The sequence below is a fragment of the Delftia lacustris genome (assembly GCF_040267515.1).
Classification (GTDB): domain Bacteria; phylum Pseudomonadota; class Gammaproteobacteria; order Burkholderiales; family Burkholderiaceae_C; genus Comamonas; species Comamonas tsuruhatensis.
Map to the genome: position 1 here is coordinate 6059534 of NZ_CP141274.1, position 16419 is coordinate 6075952.

Here is a 16419-nt window from a genome sequence, read left to right on the forward strand (position 1 = left end):
CCCCGCCGGTGGCGGGGCATGGAAGAAAGTGTGAAGCGCGCCGATAAGCCGGATTCTGTGCACGCGGTTGCCCGCATGTGACCGCCATTAATCTGGGCCGGGCGTCGCCGCCCGGCTCGGTGCTACCTACCCGCACACTCCGGGGGCCCCGTCAACGTGTGCCTACTTGGTATTGCTGCGCGTAGAGATTGCCCGTTTCACCCGGGGACGCGTTCCGCGTCCCCGGGTGGCTATGGGGCCCAGGCTTTCGCCTGGGCGTCTGGCTTGCGCCATCCGTCGCCAGCTTGCGCCGGCACCCCATAGAACACCAAGTTGGCGGCACATGTCCCCGACTCGTCTCTGTTGCTCTGATCCTCACCTCACGGTGGACAGCCGTTAGCTGCTACGCTGCCCTGTGCAGTCCGGACGTTCCTCCAGTGCCGTGTTTCCACGATTGCACCAGCGGCGGTCTGGCGTGCTTCACGGGCGGCATTATCTCGCGGCTTGGGCCGGGCTGCAGACAGATGGCGCAACAGCCTCACGGAGGCATGCAGAACTCGCGGCGGAATTGTTCGGGTGAGGTCCCGGCCTCGCGCTGGAACATGGCGATGAAGGCCGAGGGCGTGCTGTAGCCCAGGTCATAGGCGATCTGCTGCACGCTCAGGCCGGCCTCCAGCGCATCGATGGCCAGCAGGTAGCGCATGCGCTGGCGCCATTCGCCCAGGCCCATGCCCAGCTCGCGCTGGCAGTGGCGCGCCAGGGTGCGTTCGGTCATGTGCACGCTGGCGGCCCATTGGGCCAGGCTGCGGTGGTCCTCGGGCGCAGCGCGCATGCGGGTCAGCACTTCGACCAGGGCCGGGTGTTCGGCGGCCGGCAGATAGCCGGGCTCCACGGGGACGGCCCGCAACTGGTCGTAGAGCACACGGGCCAGGCGCAGGTCGGCGTCGGTGGCGGGAATGTGCACGTCGCGCACGGCAAAGTCGGCCAGGATGGCCTTGACGATGGCGCCGATGCGCATGGAGCATGGCTGCGCCGGCAGCTCCCTGCACAGCGCAGGCGCCAGGTAGACCGAGCGGTAGACCACGGCGTGCGCCACATGGCAGCTGTGCACCACGCCGGGCGGCACCCAGACGCCGTACTGCGGCGGCGAGACCCAGCGCTGGCCTGCCGTGTCCATGCACATGCTGCCGTGGGGCGTGTAGTTCAGGTGACCCCAGCTGTGGCTGTGCGGCGGCACCTCGGTGTCGGCGCCGAATTCGTCGTAGCGGAAGTAGTACTCGCCCGGCACATCCTCGACGTTCTGGATGCGCATGGGCTTGCTGGGACGGGGCATGGCGGATGGTCCGGGTTGCGCTATCGATTGTCCGAAACCAGGGATGCACTCCAAGTCGGACAGAACGATCATAGGACCAGTCTTAGGAGTCTTCCAATGGGGTCTTACCTTTTCCCTTTGATCGCCGTGCTCATCTGGTCGGTCAATACCGTGGTCAGCAAGATGGCGGCCGACAGCATCGGCGCGGCCGAGATCGGTTTCTACCGCTGGCTGGTGGCGGCCGTGCTGTTCACGCCTTTCCTGCTGCCGTCCATCTGGCGCCAGCGCGCCGACATCCGGCCACTGCTTCCGCGCCTCATCGTGCTGGGAATGCTGGGCATGGTGATCTACCAGAGCCTGGCCTATTACGCGGCCCATATGACATCGGCCACGCACATGGGCCTGATCGGCTCGCTCACGCCCATGATGGTGCTGGGCCTGTCCACCGCCATGCTGGGCCAGGCGCTGAGCCGGGGCGCCGTGCTGGGCTGCGTGCTGGCGATTGCGGGCGTGGCCCTGGTGGTGTCTTCGGGGCAGCCTGCCACCTTGCTCACCCAGGGCCTCAATGGCGGTGACGCGCTGATGTTCGTGGCCATGCTGGCCTATGCCGTCTACAACATCCTGCTCAAGCGCTGGCCCATGCCGCGCCTGGCCACGGTGCAACTGCTGTACCTGCAGATCCTGGTGGCCGTGATCGCGCAGCTGCCGCTGTTCCTGATGGCGCCGCGCACGGGGCTGAACGCGGCCAACCTGCCGCTGGTGGGCTTTGCGGGCATCATGGCCTCCATCGCCGCGCCGCTGCTGTGGATGATGTCGGTGGCGCGCATCGGGCCGGGCCGCTCCAGCATGTTCTTCAACCTGGTACCCATCTTCACGGCCGTGATCGCCTTCATGGCATTGGGCGAGCCCCTGGCGGCCTACCACGCCGTGGGCGGCGTGCTGACCATCGGCGGCCTGCTGCTGGCCGAGCTGTGGAAGCAGCCCTTGCGTGCGCCGCGTGCCGCCGCCACCGCCTGAAAAAATCAGGGTTTTCCCGAGCGCAAATGGTGCACGCATGCCGCATGCCGGTGCGGCGCCCGCACCATTGCTGCCCATAAGAATTTGCATTCAGGCCTGCTCATAATTTCTTGTTGGACAGCCCTGTCCTGCCTTTCGATACTGCCGCCAAAGGAACCGCTGCAAGCGCCAGACGCCTGAGGTTCCCACGACACACGGGCCCGGTCCCAGCGGCCTGGCCCGTGTGCCCGCTGCACTTTCGAAGACAGGAGACACCCCATGAGCAGCCCGGCATCCGCCGCACATCCCCTCGCACAGAGCACAGGCGCCGGCGAGGCCGCGTCCCTCGACATGGACGCCACCTACCGCAAGATCGCCTGGCGCCTGATCCCTTTTCTGGTCCTGCTCTTCATCCTGGCCTGGATAGACCGCGTCAACGTCGGTTTCGCCAAGCTGCAGATGCTGGACGACCTGCAGTTCAGCGAGGCCATCTACGGCCTGGGCGCAGGCATCTTCTTCATCGGCTACTTCCTGTTCGAGGTGCCCAGCAACCTGCTGCTGGAGAAGATCGGCGCACGCAAGACGCTGGCGCGCATCACCATCCTGTGGGGCGCGGCCTCCATGGCCATGGCCTACGTGACCACGCCCACCATGTTCTACGTGCTGCGCTTCGTGCTGGGCGTGGTGGAGGCCGGCTTCTTCCCCGGCGTGGTGCTGTACCTGACCTACTGGTTCCCGGCCCGCCACCGGGCGCGCGTCAACGGCCTGTTCATGACCTCGTTCGCCATTGCGGGCGCCGTGGGCGGCCCGATTGCGGGCGCCATCATGAATGGCATGCAGGGCGTGGGCCATCTGTCCAACTGGCAGTGGCTGTTCATCCTGGAAGGCATTCCCTCGGTGATCGCCGGCTTCTTCGTGCTGCTGTACCTGCCCGAAAAGCCCGCCAACGCCAGGTGGCTGAGCGCGGCCGAGCAGCGCGCCGTGACCGCCGACGTGGAGGCCGAGAACCAGGGCGGCCACAAGCATGTGTCCTTCCTGGATGCCTGCCGCAACTACCGCGTGTGGCTGTGCGCCGCCGTGTATTTCTGCATCGTCAGCGGCAACGCCACCATCGCGTTCTGGTCGCCGTCCATCATCAAGGAGATCGGCATCCAGAACACGCTGCAGATCGGCCTGATCTCGGCCATTCCCTTCCTGGCCGGCACGCTGGCCATGGTCTGGAACGGCATGCATTCGGACAAGACCGGCGAGCGCCGCATGCACTGCGCCCTGTCCGCGCTGATCGCGGCGGCGGGCCTGATCCTCACGGGCCTGTTCCTGCACAACGCCGTGCTCGCCCTGTGCGCGCTGACGCTGGCCTCCATCGGCATCCTCGCGGCCTTTCCCGTGTTCTGGTCGATTCCTGCCGCCTTCCTGGCCGGCACGGCGGCGGCCGGCGGCATTGCACTGATCAACTCCATCGGCAACCTGGCCGGCTTCGTGGCGCCCTACATGATCGGCGCGCTCAAGACCAGCACGGGATCGCTGTCCTCGGGCCTGTACTTCGTGGCAGCCCTCGAATTCCTGGCGGCCTTCCTGGTCGTGCTCTTCGTCAGGAAGCAGTGAGGCCTGCGCGTGCGGTGCCGCTCCACGCCCTCCGCACGCCACAGCCTGACTTCCGCGTTTTCTCACCGGGGCCCGCGGCCCCGAATTCCCCCTGGATCGCCTGCCATGCAACTGCAGTTCACCACCCCCGAAGGCCAGACCTTCGCCCCTGAATTCGACACCCTCATCGTCGCCGGCTGGGCCGGCCGCGACCGCGATGCCATCGAGCACCACATCGAGGAGCTGGCCGCCATCGGCATCCCGCGCCCCAGCGCCGTGCCGCTGTACTACCGCATCTCCAGCAACCAGCTGAGCCAGCACAGCGCGCTGCAGGTGCTGGGCCCGGACTCCTCGGGCGAGGTCGAGGTCTTCGTGTTCACGCACGAAGGCGAGATGTTCGTGAGCCTGGCCTCCGACCACACGGACCGCAAGCTGGAAGCCTACAGCGTGGCCTTTTCCAAGCAGGCCTGCGTCAAGCCCGTGGCCACCCAGGCCTGGCGCTTTGCCGACGTGGCCGGCCACTGGGATGAGCTGGTCGTGCGCTCGTGGATCGTGGAAGACGGCCGCGAGGTGCTCTACCAGGAAGGCACGCTGGCCAGCCTGCGCACGCCCCAGGACCTGATCGCAGGCTTCACGGGCGGCAAGGATCTGCTGCCCGCAGGCTGCGGCATGACCTGCGGCACGGTGGGCGCCATCGGCGGCATCCGCCCCTCGACGCAGTTCTCCATGGAGCTGTACGATCCCCGCAGCCAGCGTTCCATCCGCCACAGCTACCGCAGCGAACTGCTGGACGTCGTGGCCTGAGCCGCGACTCCGATCCGCCCACGCCCGCCTTCACCCACAGGACTTCCCACATGACCCAAGCCCTCCCCCTGCCCAGCCTGGAACTGGCATCACAGCGCCTGCATGGCGGCGAAACCACCTCGGTGCAGCTGACCGAGCAGGCCCTGGCCCGCACCATGTCGGGGGAAGGCCCCAAGGTGTTCACGCGCGTGTTCCAGGGCGCGGCCCTGGCCGAGGCCCGCGCCAGCGACGTGCTGCGTGCGGCCGGCCTGGCGCGCTCGCCCATCGAGGGCCTGCCGGTCTCGGTCAAGGACCTGTTCGACATCGCCGGCTTTCCCACGCTGGGCGGCTCGCGCCTGCTGGCCGACGCACCGCCCGCGCAGCGCACGGCCGAAGTGGTGCAGCGCCTGCGCCAGGCCGGCGCCGTCATCGTGGGCACGACCAACATGACCGAGTTCGCCTACTCGGGCCTGGGCATCAACCCGCACTACGGCACGCCGCGCAATCCCTGGCAGCGTGACGAGGACGGCGGCCGCATCCCGGGTGGCTCGTCCTCGGGCGCGGCCATCTCGGTCACCGACGGCATGGCCATGGCGGCCATCGGCTCGGACACGGGCGGCTCGGTGCGCATTCCTTCGGCGCTGTGCGGGCTCACGGGCTTCAAGCCCACGGCGCGCCGCGTGAGCATGGAAGGCGTGCTGCCGCTGTCGGCCAACCTGGACTCCATCGGCCCGCTGGCCCCCAGCGTGCGCTGCTGCGCCACGCTGGACGCCATCCTCTCCGGCGAGCCGCTGGGCGAACTGCATGCCGCGCCGCTGCAGGGCCTGCGCCTGCTGGCACCCACCAACGTGGTGCTGGACGGCATGGACGCCACCGTGGCCGCGGCCTGGGAGCGCACGCTGGCCCGGCTGTCGCAGGCGGGCGCCCACATCACCCATGCCGTGGTCGCGCCCTTCGGCGAGCTGGCCGACATCAATTCCAAGGGCGGCTTCACGGCCGCCGAGGCCTGGGCCTGGCACCGCCAGCACATCGCCACGCGCCTGTCCGAGTACGACCCGCGCGTGGGCACGCGCATCCTGCGCGGCAAGGACATCAGCGCGGCCGACTACATCGACCTGCTGGCACGCCGCAGGCAGTGGATTGCCGCCGTGAGCACGCAGATGGCCGACCATGACCTGATCGTCATGCCCACCGTGCCCGTGGTCGCCCCGAAGATCGCCGACCTCACGCAGAGCGACGAGGCCTACTTCGGCGCCAACGGCCTGATCCTGCGCAACCCCACGCTGATCAACTTCCTCGACGGCTGCGCCATCTCCCTGCCCTGCCACCGCGCAGGCGAGGCGCCCGTGGGCCTGAGCCTGGCCGGCCTCGGCGGGCAGGACCGGCGACTGCTGTCCGTGGCCCTGGCCGTGGAGCAGCTGCTGGCTTCGGCGCAGGGCTGATCGACCAGACGGCCTCGGGCCTAGCCGCCCAGGCCGCTGCCCGGCAGCCGCGCCACGGCCTGGCCGTGGTTCAGCGCAAAGGCGGCGGCGGTCTCCTCGGCCGCGCGCGCCACCACTTCGGTCAGCGGGTTCTGGTGGTCATTGCGGTAGCAGGCCACCAGCGGCAGCGAGGGGAACTCACGGTCCACGCGCAGCAGGCGCAGGCGCTGCTCGGCCAGCTCGCGCTGGATGATGGCCGGCGGCACGGCGGCCACGCCCAGGCCGTCGCAGACCACGCGGATCATGGTGGCCACCGAGGCAATGCAGTTCAGGTGCACCGAGGCACTGCTTTCGGTGGAGAACAGCTGCTCGATCACCGCATAGGGCTCGGAGCCGCGCGCAAAGCACATGATGGGAAAGGCCCCCAGCTCGGCCAGGCTCAGGGTCTCGTCGCCGATGCCCAGCTTGGGGCTGCCCACCCACGCCATGGGAAATTCACCCAGCGACAGATGGCCCACGCCGGCCGCCGTCACGGGCTTGGCCTGCAGCGACAGGTCCACCTGGCCCTTCACCAATTGCTCGGACATGTGCAGCGTGGTGTCGCAGGCAATCTCCACCTGCAGGCGCGGATAGCGCTGCTGCAGCAGCGCCAGGAAATGGGGAAACCAGCTGTGCACGATGGACTCGATGGCGCCGATGCGGATCACGCCCGCATAGGCCTGCTTGTCCAGCATGTCCTCGCGCATCTCGCGCATGAGGCGCAGCATGCGCTCGGCATGGACCAGGGCCTTGGCGCCGTCGGCTGTGAGCGTGACCTCGCGCACGCCACGGTCGAACAGGCGCACGCCGAACTCCTGCTCCAGCGTGGCGATGCGGCTGGAGACGGCGGCCTGCGTGGTGTACAGCCGCTCGGCCGTCATGCGGAAATTGCGCAGTTCGGCCAGCAGCACAAAGGTTTCCAGGAACCGTAGATTCATGCGGCGATGTTAGCCGTCCAGGCCATATCGATATAGCCCATGCATGGAACGCCTGCGTGCACAATGCTCCGTGACCGCGCACGCTGGCTGCGCAACACCCCGACTGTCCAACCACCACCCCAAAATCGCGGAGGTCCGATGAGAGCTGACAACATCCTGCAAACGATTGGCAACACGCCCCACGTGCGCATCAACCGCCTGTTCGGCGCCGGTGCCAATGTGTGGATCAAGTCCGAGCGCGGCAACCCCGGCGGCTCCATCAAGGACCGCATCGCCCTGGCCATGGTCGAGGACGCCGAAAAATCCGGCGCCCTGAAGCCCGGCGGCACCATCATCGAGCCCACCAGCGGCAACACCGGCGTGGGCCTGGCCCTGGTGGCCGCCGTCAAGGGCTACAAGCTGGTGCTGGTCATGCCCGAGAGCATGAGCATCGAGCGCCGCCGCCTGATGCTGGCCTACGGCGCCAGCTTCGACCTCACGCCCAAGGAAAAGGGCATGAAGGGCGCCATCGCCCGCGCCCAGGAGCTGGCCAGCCAGACGCCCGGCGCCTGGATTCCGCAGCAGTTCGAGAACCCCGCCAACATCGATGTGCATGTGCGCACCACCGCCCAGGAAATCCTGGCCGACTTCCCCGAAGGCCTGGATGTGCTGATCACCGGCGTGGGCACGGGCGGCCACCTGACCGGCGTGGCGCGGGTGCTCAAGGCCCAATTCCCCCAGCTCAAGGTCTTCGCCGTGGAGCCTGCCGCCTCGCCCGTGATCTCGGGCGGCCAGCCCTCGCCCCACCCCATCCAGGGCATTGGCGCAGGCTTCGTGCCCAAGAACCTGGACACCAGCCTGCTGGACGGCGTGATCCAGGTCGAGGCCGAACCCGCGCGCGAGTACGCACGCCGTTCGGCCCGCGAGGAAGGCATCCTGGTCGGCATCTCCTCGGGCGCCACCCTGGCCGCCATCGCGCAGAAGCTGCCCGAGCTGCCCGCAGGCGCCAAGGTGCTGGGCTTCAACTACGACACGGGCGAGCGCTACCTGTCGGTGGAAGGCTTCCTGCCTGCCTGACCGGCGGCAAGCCCCGCCCGCTGCAGTGCACTGCACTGCGGCATGAAACACAAGGCCTCGCAAGAGGCCTTTTTTGTTGCCGCCAGCGGCATGCTGCATTCCCCATTCGCGCACAACGAAGCGGCCCCGGACGCGGACAATCTTCCCCACGGCGCCGTGTTTCCCCTGCACTGAAATCCGGGCGCGAACCCACGCGTATGACAGTTGTGTGGAGATCTCTTACAAAACATGTTGCGCCCAAAGGTCATGCTGAACGCGCATCGGGCAAACCCGACTCTGGCCTACGATGGTCTGACCAAGGAGTAAAAAAATCTTGTTCGGTTTCTTTGAAAAACGCGTTCCGCCCTATCCCAGCGTCGAGCCCACGGTCCCGCCCAAGGGCTTTTTCGCCTTCATCTGGGCCTGCACGCAAGGCATGCGCGGCTGGATCGCGCTGCTGACCTGCACCTCGGCGCTGCTGGCCATCTACGAGGCGGCGCTGTTCGCCCTGATGGGCCATGTGGTGGACTGGCTTTCCACCGTGTCGCCGGCAGGCTTCTGGGAGCAGCAGCGCGGCACGGTCTGGGGCATTGCCGCCATCCTCTTGTCCAGCGTGCTGCTGCTGGCCTTTCACACGGCAGTGATGCACCAGGTGCTGGCCATCAATTTCCCCATGCGCCTGCGCTGGGTGTTCCACCGGCTGATGCTGGGCCAGAGCATGTCGTTCTATGCGGACGAGTTCGCGGGCCGCATCACCACCAAGATCATGCAGACGGCGCTGTCGGTGCGCGAAGTGGTGTTCATGGTGGTCGATGTGCTGGTGGGCGTGAGCGTCTACATGATCGGCATCCTGGTGCTGGCGGCCAGCTTCGAGTGGCGGCTGATGATTCCGTTCGCGCTGTGGCTGCTGGCCTATATCGGCGCCTGCTTCTACTTTGTTCCGCGCCTGGGCAAGATCGGCAAGGAGCAGGCCGACGCGCGCTCCATGATGACGGGCCGCGTGACCGATGCCTATACCAACATCGCCACCGTCAAGCTGTTCGCCCACACGCGCCGCGAGGCAGAGTACGCGCGCAACGCCATGGACGCCTTCAAGTCCACCGGCTATGCGCAGATGCGGCTGGTCAGCCTGTTCGAGATCACCAACCACCTGATGATCACCCTGCTGCTGGTGGGCTCCACGGGCACGGCGCTGTACCTGTGGTCTGCCGGCCAGGCCAGCGCGGGCGTGGTGGCAGCGGTGATTGCCATGGCGCTGCGGCTGATGGGCTATTCGCACTGGGTGATGTGGCAGATGACGGGCCTGTTCGAGAACGTGGGCACCATCCAGGACGGCATCCTCACGCTGACCAAGCCGCGCACCATCGTGGACGCGCCCGACGCCAGGCCGCTGCAGGTCACGCACGGCGCCATCGCCTTCGAGGACCTGAGCTTTGCCTACAAGGACGGCGGCAAGCAGGTGATCGACCACCTGAACCTGCACATTCGCGCGGGCGAGCGCATCGGCCTGATCGGCCGCTCGGGCGCGGGCAAGTCCACGCTGGTGAACCTGCTGCTGCGCTTCCATGAACCCCAGGGCGGGCGCATCACCATCGACGGGCAGGACATCCGCACCGTCACGCAGGACAGCCTGCGCGGCGCCGTGGGCATGGTGACGCAGGACACCTCGCTGCTGCACCGCTCCATGCGCGACAACATCCTCTACGGCCGCCCCGATGCGACCGAGCAGGAGATGCTGGCCGCCGCGGACAAGGCCGAGGCCTCGGACTTCATCGCCACGCTGACCGACCTCAAGGGCCGCAGCGGCTACGACGCCCAGGTGGGCGAGCGCGGCGTCAAGCTGTCGGGTGGCCAGCGCCAGCGCGTGGCGATTGCGCGCGTGATGCTCAAGGACGCGCCCATCCTGCTGCTGGACGAGGCCACCAGCGCGCTGGACAGCGAGGTCGAGGCCGCCATCCAGCAAAGCCTGGACAGCCTCATGCACGGCAAGACCGTGATCGCCATCGCCCACCGCCTGTCGACCATCGCGGCCATGGACCGGCTCATCGTCATGGACCAGGGCCAGATCGTCGAGCAGGGCACGCACCAGCAACTGCTGGAGCTGGGCGGCATCTACGCCAAGCTGTGGTCGCACCAGAGCGGCGGCTTCCTCGCAGAGCAGGGCTCGGAAGCTGCCAACGCCAACGGCTAGACGCTCGCCAGATCCCGGTCCAGCTGCGTATGCAATGTGTAGCGGCTGGCCGGGTGCAAGGTCACACTGAGGTCCATCAACTCCCCATCGGTATCCAGGTAGCGGCGCACGATCTTCAGCGCCGCTGACCCGGCCGGGGCCTGCAATTCTTCCGACAGCGCATCCGGAATGAGCGCTCCCACCACGGCCTGCCGCACCCGCGCGATGCGCAGGCCGTACTGCTGCTCCAGCAGGCTGCTGACCAGCAACTCGGGCGCGGCGCGCACGCGCTCGGCCAGCTCCTGCGTGTCAAAGCGCTGCGCATCCACATAGACCACGGTCCAGGCAATGGGCAGGTGCGGCGCGGCGCCGTCGCGGCGCAGGCTGCAGATGGCCAGCCAGCGGCTGCCGGCCGGGCAGTCCAGTTCGGCGGCCAGGTCCTGGTCCAGCACCACCTCCTCGATGCGCCGCACTTCGCGCACATGGGTGGCGCCGAACTGCACCAAGTCCTCCAGCGAGGTCAGCGCCTGGCGGTAGTGCGCATGGGGCTGCGCCGCCTCCACGCGCGTGCCGACCTTCTTGCGCCGCGAGACCAGCCCCGACTGCTGCAGCTCGGCAATCGCCGCGCGCACGGTGTGGCGGCTCACGCCATAGCGGTCGCACAGCTCCAGCTCGGTAGGCAGCAGGGCGCCCACGGCGTATTCGCCCGAGGCAATGCGCTCGGACAGGTCGCGCGCCACCTGGGCATAGCGTGTCTCAGCCATGGGCGCAGGCCTTCCCCCCAGGCAAACCCGGATGTTCGTAATGTACGTACATAAATAAAAATATCGATATGTCCGAACTTAATCGCAATTACGCACCATGACCCTTTCGTCCTTCACCGCCAGCACCGCCATCGATTCGCTGCTGTTCCGCGACGCCTTCGGCACCCCCGCCATGCGCGCCATCTTCGCCGACAGCGCGCTGGTGTCGCGCTACATCGAGGTCGAGGTCGCGCTGGCACGCGCCCAGGGCCGCTGCGGCGTGATTCCGGCCGAGGCCGCACACGAGATCGCGCAGCGCTGCAGCCTCGAAGCGCTGGACTTCGAGCTGCTGCGCAAGGAAACCGACATTGTCGGCTACCCCATCCTGCCGCTGGTGCACCAGCTGGTGAAACAGTGCGGCGACGCAGGCCGCTACATCCACTGGGGCGCCACCACCCAGGACATCATGGACACGGCCACCGTGCTGCAGGTGCGCGATGCGCTGGACCTGGTCGATGCCGACATCGCCGCGCTGCGCACCATCCTGGCCGACCTGGCAGAACGCCACCGCGACACGCCCATGGCCGGCCGCACGCACCTGCAGCACGCCCTGCCCATCACCTTCGGCTACAAGGCCGCCATCTGGCTGGCCATGTTCGACCGCCATGCCCAGCGCCTGAAGGAACTGCGCCCGCGCGTGCTGGTGGGCCAGTTCGCGGGGGCGGCAGGCACGCTGGCCTCGCTGAGCGGCCGGGGCCTGGAAGTGCAGCAATTGCTCATGGAAGAACTGGGCCTGGGCGTGCCCGCCACCACCTGGCATGTGGCGCGCGACGGCCTGGCCGAGGCCGTGAATTTCCTGGCACTGGTCACCGGCTCGCTGGGCAAGATCGCCTACGACGTGATGCTGCTGTCCTCCACCGAGTTCGGCGAGGTGTTCGAGCCCTTCGTCACCGGGCGCGGCGCCAGCAGCACCATGCCGCAAAAGCGCAACGCCATCTCCAGCGAGCTGATGCTGGCCGCCTCCAAGGCCGTGCGCCAGCATGCGGGCCTGATGCTGGACGCCATGGTCCAGGACCTGGAGCGCGCCACCGGCCCCTGGCACGCCGAATGGGTGGCCCTGCCCGAGAGCTTCGTGCTCTCGGCCGGCGCCCTGCACCAGGCGCGCTTCATGCTGGGCGGCCTCATCGTCGATCCCGAACGCATGGCCCGCAACCTGGACATGACCGACGGTCTGATCGTGGCCGAGGCCGTGATGATGGGCCTGGCCCCGCACACGGGCCGCCAGCAGGCGCACGACATCGTCTATGCCGCCTGCCGCAGCGTCAACGCCGAGGGCGGCACGCTGGCCGATGCGCTGGCCCGCCTGCCCGAAGTCACGGCCCATTTCGACCGCGCGGCGCTGCAGCGCCTCACCGACCCGCGCAACTACCTGGGCGAGGCCCCGCAGATGGTGGACCGCGCCCTTGCGCTGTCGCGCGCCCATACAGCCAGCGGCCGCTGACATCCCGGCCCAGGACAGAACACAGCACTACAGGAGACAACACCATGCCTTTCCATCTTCCCCGCCTGCCACGCCTGGCCCTTGCCCTGGCCGCCACCACCTTCGCCCTGGCCGCGCACGCCCAGGGCGGCTACCCCGCCAAGCCGCTGACCTGGATCGTGCCCTTCGCGGCCGGCGGCCCCACGGACGCCATGGCGCGCGACATCGCCCAGCGCACCAGCACCCAGCTGGGCCAGCAGATCATCATCGAGAACGTTCCGGGTGCGGGCGGCACCATCGGCGCGGCCAAGGCGGCGCGCTCGGCGCCCGACGGCTACAGCTTCCTGGTCGGCCACATGGGCTACATGGGCGCGGCGCCGTCGCTGTACAAGAAGCTGGCCTATGACCCGGTCAAGGACTTCGAGGCGGTGCTCCGCTTCCCCGACACGCCGCTGGTGCTTCTGGTGGGCAAGAACTCCCCGTACAAGACAGCCGAGGAGCTGGTGGCCTTCGGCAAGCAGAACCCGGGCCGGCTGAACTTCGGCAACGCGGGCGTGGGATCGACCTCGCACCTGGTGGCGGCGCTGTTCGCCAGCCGCGCGCAGATGGAGATCACCCAGGTGGCCTACAAGGGCGCGGCACCGGCCATGACCGATGTGATCTCGGGCCAGGTCGATGCCATGTTCGACCAGACCAACACCGCCCTGCCCCAGCTGGCCGGCGAGCGCATCCGCGCCATCGCCCTCACCTCGGACAAGCCCATGCCCCAGTTCCCGGGCGCCGCCGCCCTGGGCCAGAAGCTGCTGCCGGGCTTCGAGACCGCCACCTGGTACGGCATCTACGCGCCCAAGGGCACGCCGCGCGACGTGGTGCAAAAGGTCTACCAGGCCTATACCAAGGCCCTGGCCGACAAGGCCTGGACAGACAGGATGGCCGCCCAGGGCATACGCCTGCTGCCCGCAGATCAATACGCCCCCGAAGCCCTGGCCCGCCACACGGCCGCCGAGGTGGAGCGCTGGCGCAAGGTGGCGGCCGACGCGAAGATCTCGCTGGACTGAGCCCATGGACCAGACACGCACCCAGGCCCAGGCACCGACCCAAGCTCATACCCGCATCGAGCACGATGCCTTCGGCCCCGTCCACATCCCTGCCGACCGACTCTGGGGCGCGCAGACCCAGCGCGCGCTGGAGCTGTTCACCATTGGCGAGGAGCGTTTTCCGCAGGGCCTGTACCGCGCATTCGGGCTGCAGAAGCTGGCGGCAGCGCGTGCCAACCGGCGCCTGGGCGTGCTGGACGACGAGCGCGGCGCGGCCATCGAGGCCGCGGCCGCCGAACTGCGCGACGGCCTGCTGGACGCGCATTTCCCGCTGACCATCTGGCAGACGGGCTCGGGCACGCAGACCAACATGAATGCCAACGAGGTCATCGCCAACCGCGCCAACCAGATGCTGGGCCAGCCCCCGGGCACGCGCAGCCCGGTCCACCCCAACGACCATGCCAATGCCTCGCAGTCGTCCAACGACAGCTTTCCCACGGTGATGCACCTGGCCACGGCGCTGGAGCTGCGCGACCACCTGCTGCCCGCCCTGGAACAGCTGCAGCAGCGCCTGCAGGAACGCGCCCTGGCCTTTGCCGGCGTGCTCAAGGTGGCGCGCACGCACCTGATGGACGCCGTGCCCATGACGCTGGGCCAGAGCTTCGAGACATTCGCCCACCAGGTGGGCCACGGCATGGACCGGCTGCGGGACACGCAACCTCGTCTGTGGAGCCTGGCCCAGGGCGGCACGGCGGCCGGCACGGGGCTCAACGCGCCGGCCGGATTCGACCGGGTCTTCTGCGAGGAGACACAGGCGCTCACGGGCCTGGCGGTCACACCCAACCCCTGCAAGTTCGAAGGCATGGCCGCGCACGATGCGCTCATCGAGGTCTCGGGCGCACTCAATGTGGTGGCCGGTTCGCTGGCCAAGATGGCCAACGACATCCGCCTGCTGGGTTCAGGCCCGCGCTGCGGCCTGGGGGAGCTGGTGTTTCCCGACGATGGGCTGAGCTCCTCCATCATGCCGGGCAAGCGCAACCCGACCGTGGCCGAGGTCGTGGTGCAGGCCGCCTACCAGGCCATGGGCCACCACCTCACCGTCACGCTGGCGGGCTCGGCCGGGCACTTCGAGCTCAACGTGGCCAAGCCCGTGCTGATCCACCACCTGCTGCGCGCCATGCGCGCGCTGGGCGACGCCATCCGCGTGTTTGCCGAGAAACTGGTGGCCGGCCTGGAGGCACATACGGAGCGGCTGGAGCAGCAGGTCAGCCACTCGCTGCTGCAGGCCACCGCGCTCAACCCGGTACTGGGCTATGACGCCGTGGCACGCATCACGCGCGAGGCCATGGCGCGCGGCATTGCGCCGCGCGAGGCAGCCGTGGCGCTGGGGCTGGTCACGGCGGCCGAGTACGACCGGCTGGTGGACCTGCGTGCCATGGCCGGGCTGCCGCCCGCGTAGCGGCCTCAATCCTCCAGGCCTATGTTCTGCACGATCTTCTTCTCGTCCTCGAACGCCTTCCTGGCGAACGCCGTGTACTCCTGGCTGCCGCGGAACTGCGTGCGCACGCCGTAGTTGCCGACGACCTGGCGGAAGGCCGGGTCGTCCATGGCGGCCTTGATGGCGGCTTCGAGCTTGCGCACGATCTCGGGCGGCAGGCCGCGCGGCCCGGCAATGCCCAAGGGCGAGGGCACATCGAAGGCATAACCGGCCTCGCGGAACGTGGGCACGTTGGCAAAGGCCTCGGGCCGCACCTCGGAGGCCGAGGCCAGCGCGCGCAGCTTGCCCGAGCTCAGGTACGGCAGCACCGTGTTGGCGTACACGCCGGACTTGATGTGGCCGGCCATCAGCGAGTTCAGCGCCTCGGCATCGCCCTTGAAGGGCGCATGCGTGAAGCGTGCGCCCGTGGCCTGCTCCAGCAGCGCCATCACCACGTGGTTGGCCGTGAACTTGCCCGGCGTGCCGTAGTCCACGGCACCCGGATTCTTCTTGGCGAACTCGACCAGGTCCTGCACCGTCTTGAACGGCGAGTCCTGGGGCACGGCCAGCACGAAGTCATAGGTCATGTAGGTGGCGATGTAGCTGAGATCGCGCACCGGGTCGTACTGCACCTTCTGGATGTGCGGCTGGCGGAAGATGCTCACGGGCGCCAGCGTCAGGCGATAGCCGTCCGGCTTGGCCGATCGCATGTCCATCACGCCCATGGACGCGCCTGCGCCGGGCTTGTTCTCGATCACCACGGTCTGCCCCAGCTGCTTGCCCATGCCCTGGGCCAGCGCACGCGCCACCACATCGGTCACGCCGCCCGCGCCGTAGGGCACGACCAGGCTGATGGGGCGGCTGGGATAGCTGTCCTGCGCCCATGCTGCGCCCGTCATCAGGACCGATGCGCACATCCATGCGCCAAACACTCGTCTTTGCATTTCCATCTTCCTCAGAGGCTCACGACCATCGAACTTGCTGCTGTTCAATTTAGATGGATGCATGCCAACCATGGATTCGGGCAAGCCCGTAGCGTTGGGGCTTGTGGGGAAAACGCGCAGCGTGGGTGCGGGACTGATGGCTCTATAGCAGGGGGTGGCGTGGTTGCTTGGTTTGCGGGGGGTGGTGGGGTGTCTTTTTGCGCATTGGGGTGGGTGGGGCATGTCTTTGAGGCGACAGTCATGGGGCGTGTGCCCTCAGAGTGACTGCCATTCAGGGATGCTTTTTTGTCCCTGCCGGGTGGTTGTTTTTCGAGGCCGGGTTTCGGCCCGGCGGCCGACCTACTTTCTTATCGCGCGATAAGAAAGTAGGCAAAGAAACGCGCCCGGTACGACTCACACTCATAGGTGACACATCAGTACAAGGACATGGGTAACAGATCCAAGCTTGGCAGCTGGAGCCAACAGCAGCCAAGGAGCGATC

The 16419-nt window shown here is 67.9% G+C and carries 14 protein-coding genes and 1 other RNA gene; 10 read left to right on the forward strand and 5 right to left on the reverse strand.

Annotated elements, in window-relative coordinates; translation table 11 throughout:
* Nucleotides 1-28 precede the first annotated feature (28 nt).
* Together rnpB and U6958_RS29225 are read right to left on the reverse strand one after the other, a co-directional pair.
* An RNA gene (gene rnpB, locus U6958_RS29220) (RNase P RNA component class A) lies at nucleotides 29-461 on the reverse strand.
* 56 nt (nucleotides 462-517) lie between these two features.
* Nucleotides 518-1312 carry a helix-turn-helix domain-containing protein gene (locus tag U6958_RS29225; RefSeq protein WP_016453123.1) on the reverse strand — a complete coding sequence of 265 codons (795 nt, stop codon included), beginning with the start codon at nucleotides 1310-1312 and terminating at the stop codon, nucleotides 518-520.
* Nucleotides 1313-1408: 96 nt separating this feature from the next.
* Here U6958_RS29225 and U6958_RS29230 point away from each other — a divergent pair, with 96 nt between their 5' ends.
* The 4 genes from U6958_RS29230 (at nucleotide 1409) to U6958_RS29245 (ending at nucleotide 6096) form a co-directional block, all read left to right on the forward strand.
* A complete protein-coding gene (locus U6958_RS29230; RefSeq protein WP_046241200.1) occupies nucleotides 1409-2308 on the forward strand; it encodes a DMT family transporter in 900 nt (299 codons plus the stop codon).
* A 258-nt stretch (nucleotides 2309-2566) separates the two neighbouring features.
* Nucleotides 2567-3892, forward strand: a complete 1326-nt coding sequence (locus U6958_RS29235) for an MFS transporter (protein ID WP_074922707.1) — start codon at nucleotides 2567-2569, stop codon at nucleotides 3890-3892.
* A 105-nt stretch (nucleotides 3893-3997) separates the two neighbouring features.
* Entirely contained in the window at nucleotides 3998-4675 is a 678-nt protein-coding gene (locus U6958_RS29240) for a DUF2848 domain-containing protein (protein WP_016448053.1), read from the forward strand.
* A gap of 50 nt (nucleotides 4676-4725) precedes the next feature.
* A complete protein-coding gene (locus tag U6958_RS29245; RefSeq protein WP_074922704.1) occupies nucleotides 4726-6096 on the forward strand; it encodes an amidase in 1371 nt (456 codons plus the stop codon).
* Between the two features lie 20 nt (nucleotides 6097-6116).
* On the opposite strand, the gene U6958_RS29250 is transcribed toward U6958_RS29245, so the two are convergent.
* Complete coding sequence (locus U6958_RS29250; protein WP_074922701.1) at nucleotides 6117-7052, reverse strand: LysR family transcriptional regulator; 936 nt, start codon at nucleotides 7050-7052, stop codon at nucleotides 6117-6119.
* A gap of 138 nt (nucleotides 7053-7190) precedes the next feature.
* On the opposite strand from U6958_RS29250, the gene cysK reads away from it, so the two are divergent.
* From cysK to U6958_RS29265, 3 genes are all read left to right on the forward strand, one after another.
* Nucleotides 7191-8108: a cysteine synthase A gene (gene cysK, locus U6958_RS29255; RefSeq protein WP_016448056.1), complete on the forward strand. Its 918-nt coding sequence runs from the start codon at nucleotides 7191-7193 to the stop codon at nucleotides 8106-8108.
* Between the two features lie 42 nt (nucleotides 8109-8150).
* A complete protein-coding gene (locus U6958_RS29260; RefSeq protein WP_013804127.1) occupies nucleotides 8151-8282 on the forward strand; it encodes a hypothetical protein in 132 nt (43 codons plus the stop codon).
* A gap of 139 nt (nucleotides 8283-8421) precedes the next feature.
* Nucleotides 8422-10278 carry an ABC transporter ATP-binding protein gene (locus tag U6958_RS29265; RefSeq protein WP_074922699.1) on the forward strand — a complete coding sequence of 619 codons (1857 nt, stop codon included), beginning with the start codon at nucleotides 8422-8424 and terminating at the stop codon, nucleotides 10276-10278.
* On the opposite strand, the gene U6958_RS29270 is transcribed toward U6958_RS29265, so the two are convergent.
* Nucleotides 10275-11021, reverse strand: a complete 747-nt coding sequence (locus U6958_RS29270) for a GntR family transcriptional regulator (RefSeq protein ID WP_013804129.1) — start codon at nucleotides 11019-11021, stop codon at nucleotides 10275-10277. The genes U6958_RS29265 and U6958_RS29270 overlap by 4 nt on opposite strands.
* A 97-nt stretch (nucleotides 11022-11118) precedes the next feature.
* Between U6958_RS29270 and pcaB the strand changes: the two genes are divergently transcribed.
* Genes pcaB through U6958_RS29285 form a run of 3 tightly spaced genes read left to right on the forward strand, consistent with a single transcriptional unit; the run spans nucleotide 11119 to nucleotide 14976 of the window.
* The gene (gene pcaB / locus U6958_RS29275; RefSeq protein WP_074922696.1) at nucleotides 11119-12501 is read left to right on the forward strand and encodes a 3-carboxy-cis,cis-muconate cycloisomerase; all 1383 of its coding nucleotides are present in this window, start codon (nucleotides 11119-11121) and stop codon (nucleotides 12499-12501) included.
* Nucleotides 12502-12545: 44 nt separating this feature from the next.
* Nucleotides 12546-13538 carry a tripartite tricarboxylate transporter substrate-binding protein gene (locus U6958_RS29280; RefSeq protein WP_074922694.1) on the forward strand — a complete coding sequence of 331 codons (993 nt, stop codon included), beginning with the start codon at nucleotides 12546-12548 and terminating at the stop codon, nucleotides 13536-13538.
* 4 nt (nucleotides 13539-13542) lie between these two features.
* Nucleotides 13543-14976, forward strand: coding sequence for a lyase family protein (locus U6958_RS29285; RefSeq protein WP_074922693.1), 1434 nt, complete (start codon nucleotides 13543-13545; stop codon nucleotides 14974-14976).
* 5 nt (nucleotides 14977-14981) lie between these two features.
* Here U6958_RS29285 and U6958_RS29290 read toward each other — a convergent pair whose 3' ends face one another.
* On the reverse strand, nucleotides 14982-15938 hold the full coding sequence (locus tag U6958_RS29290) for a tripartite tricarboxylate transporter substrate binding protein (RefSeq protein ID WP_016448063.1): 957 nt from the start codon (nucleotides 15936-15938) through the stop codon (nucleotides 14982-14984).
* Nucleotides 15939-16419 lie beyond the last annotated feature (481 nt).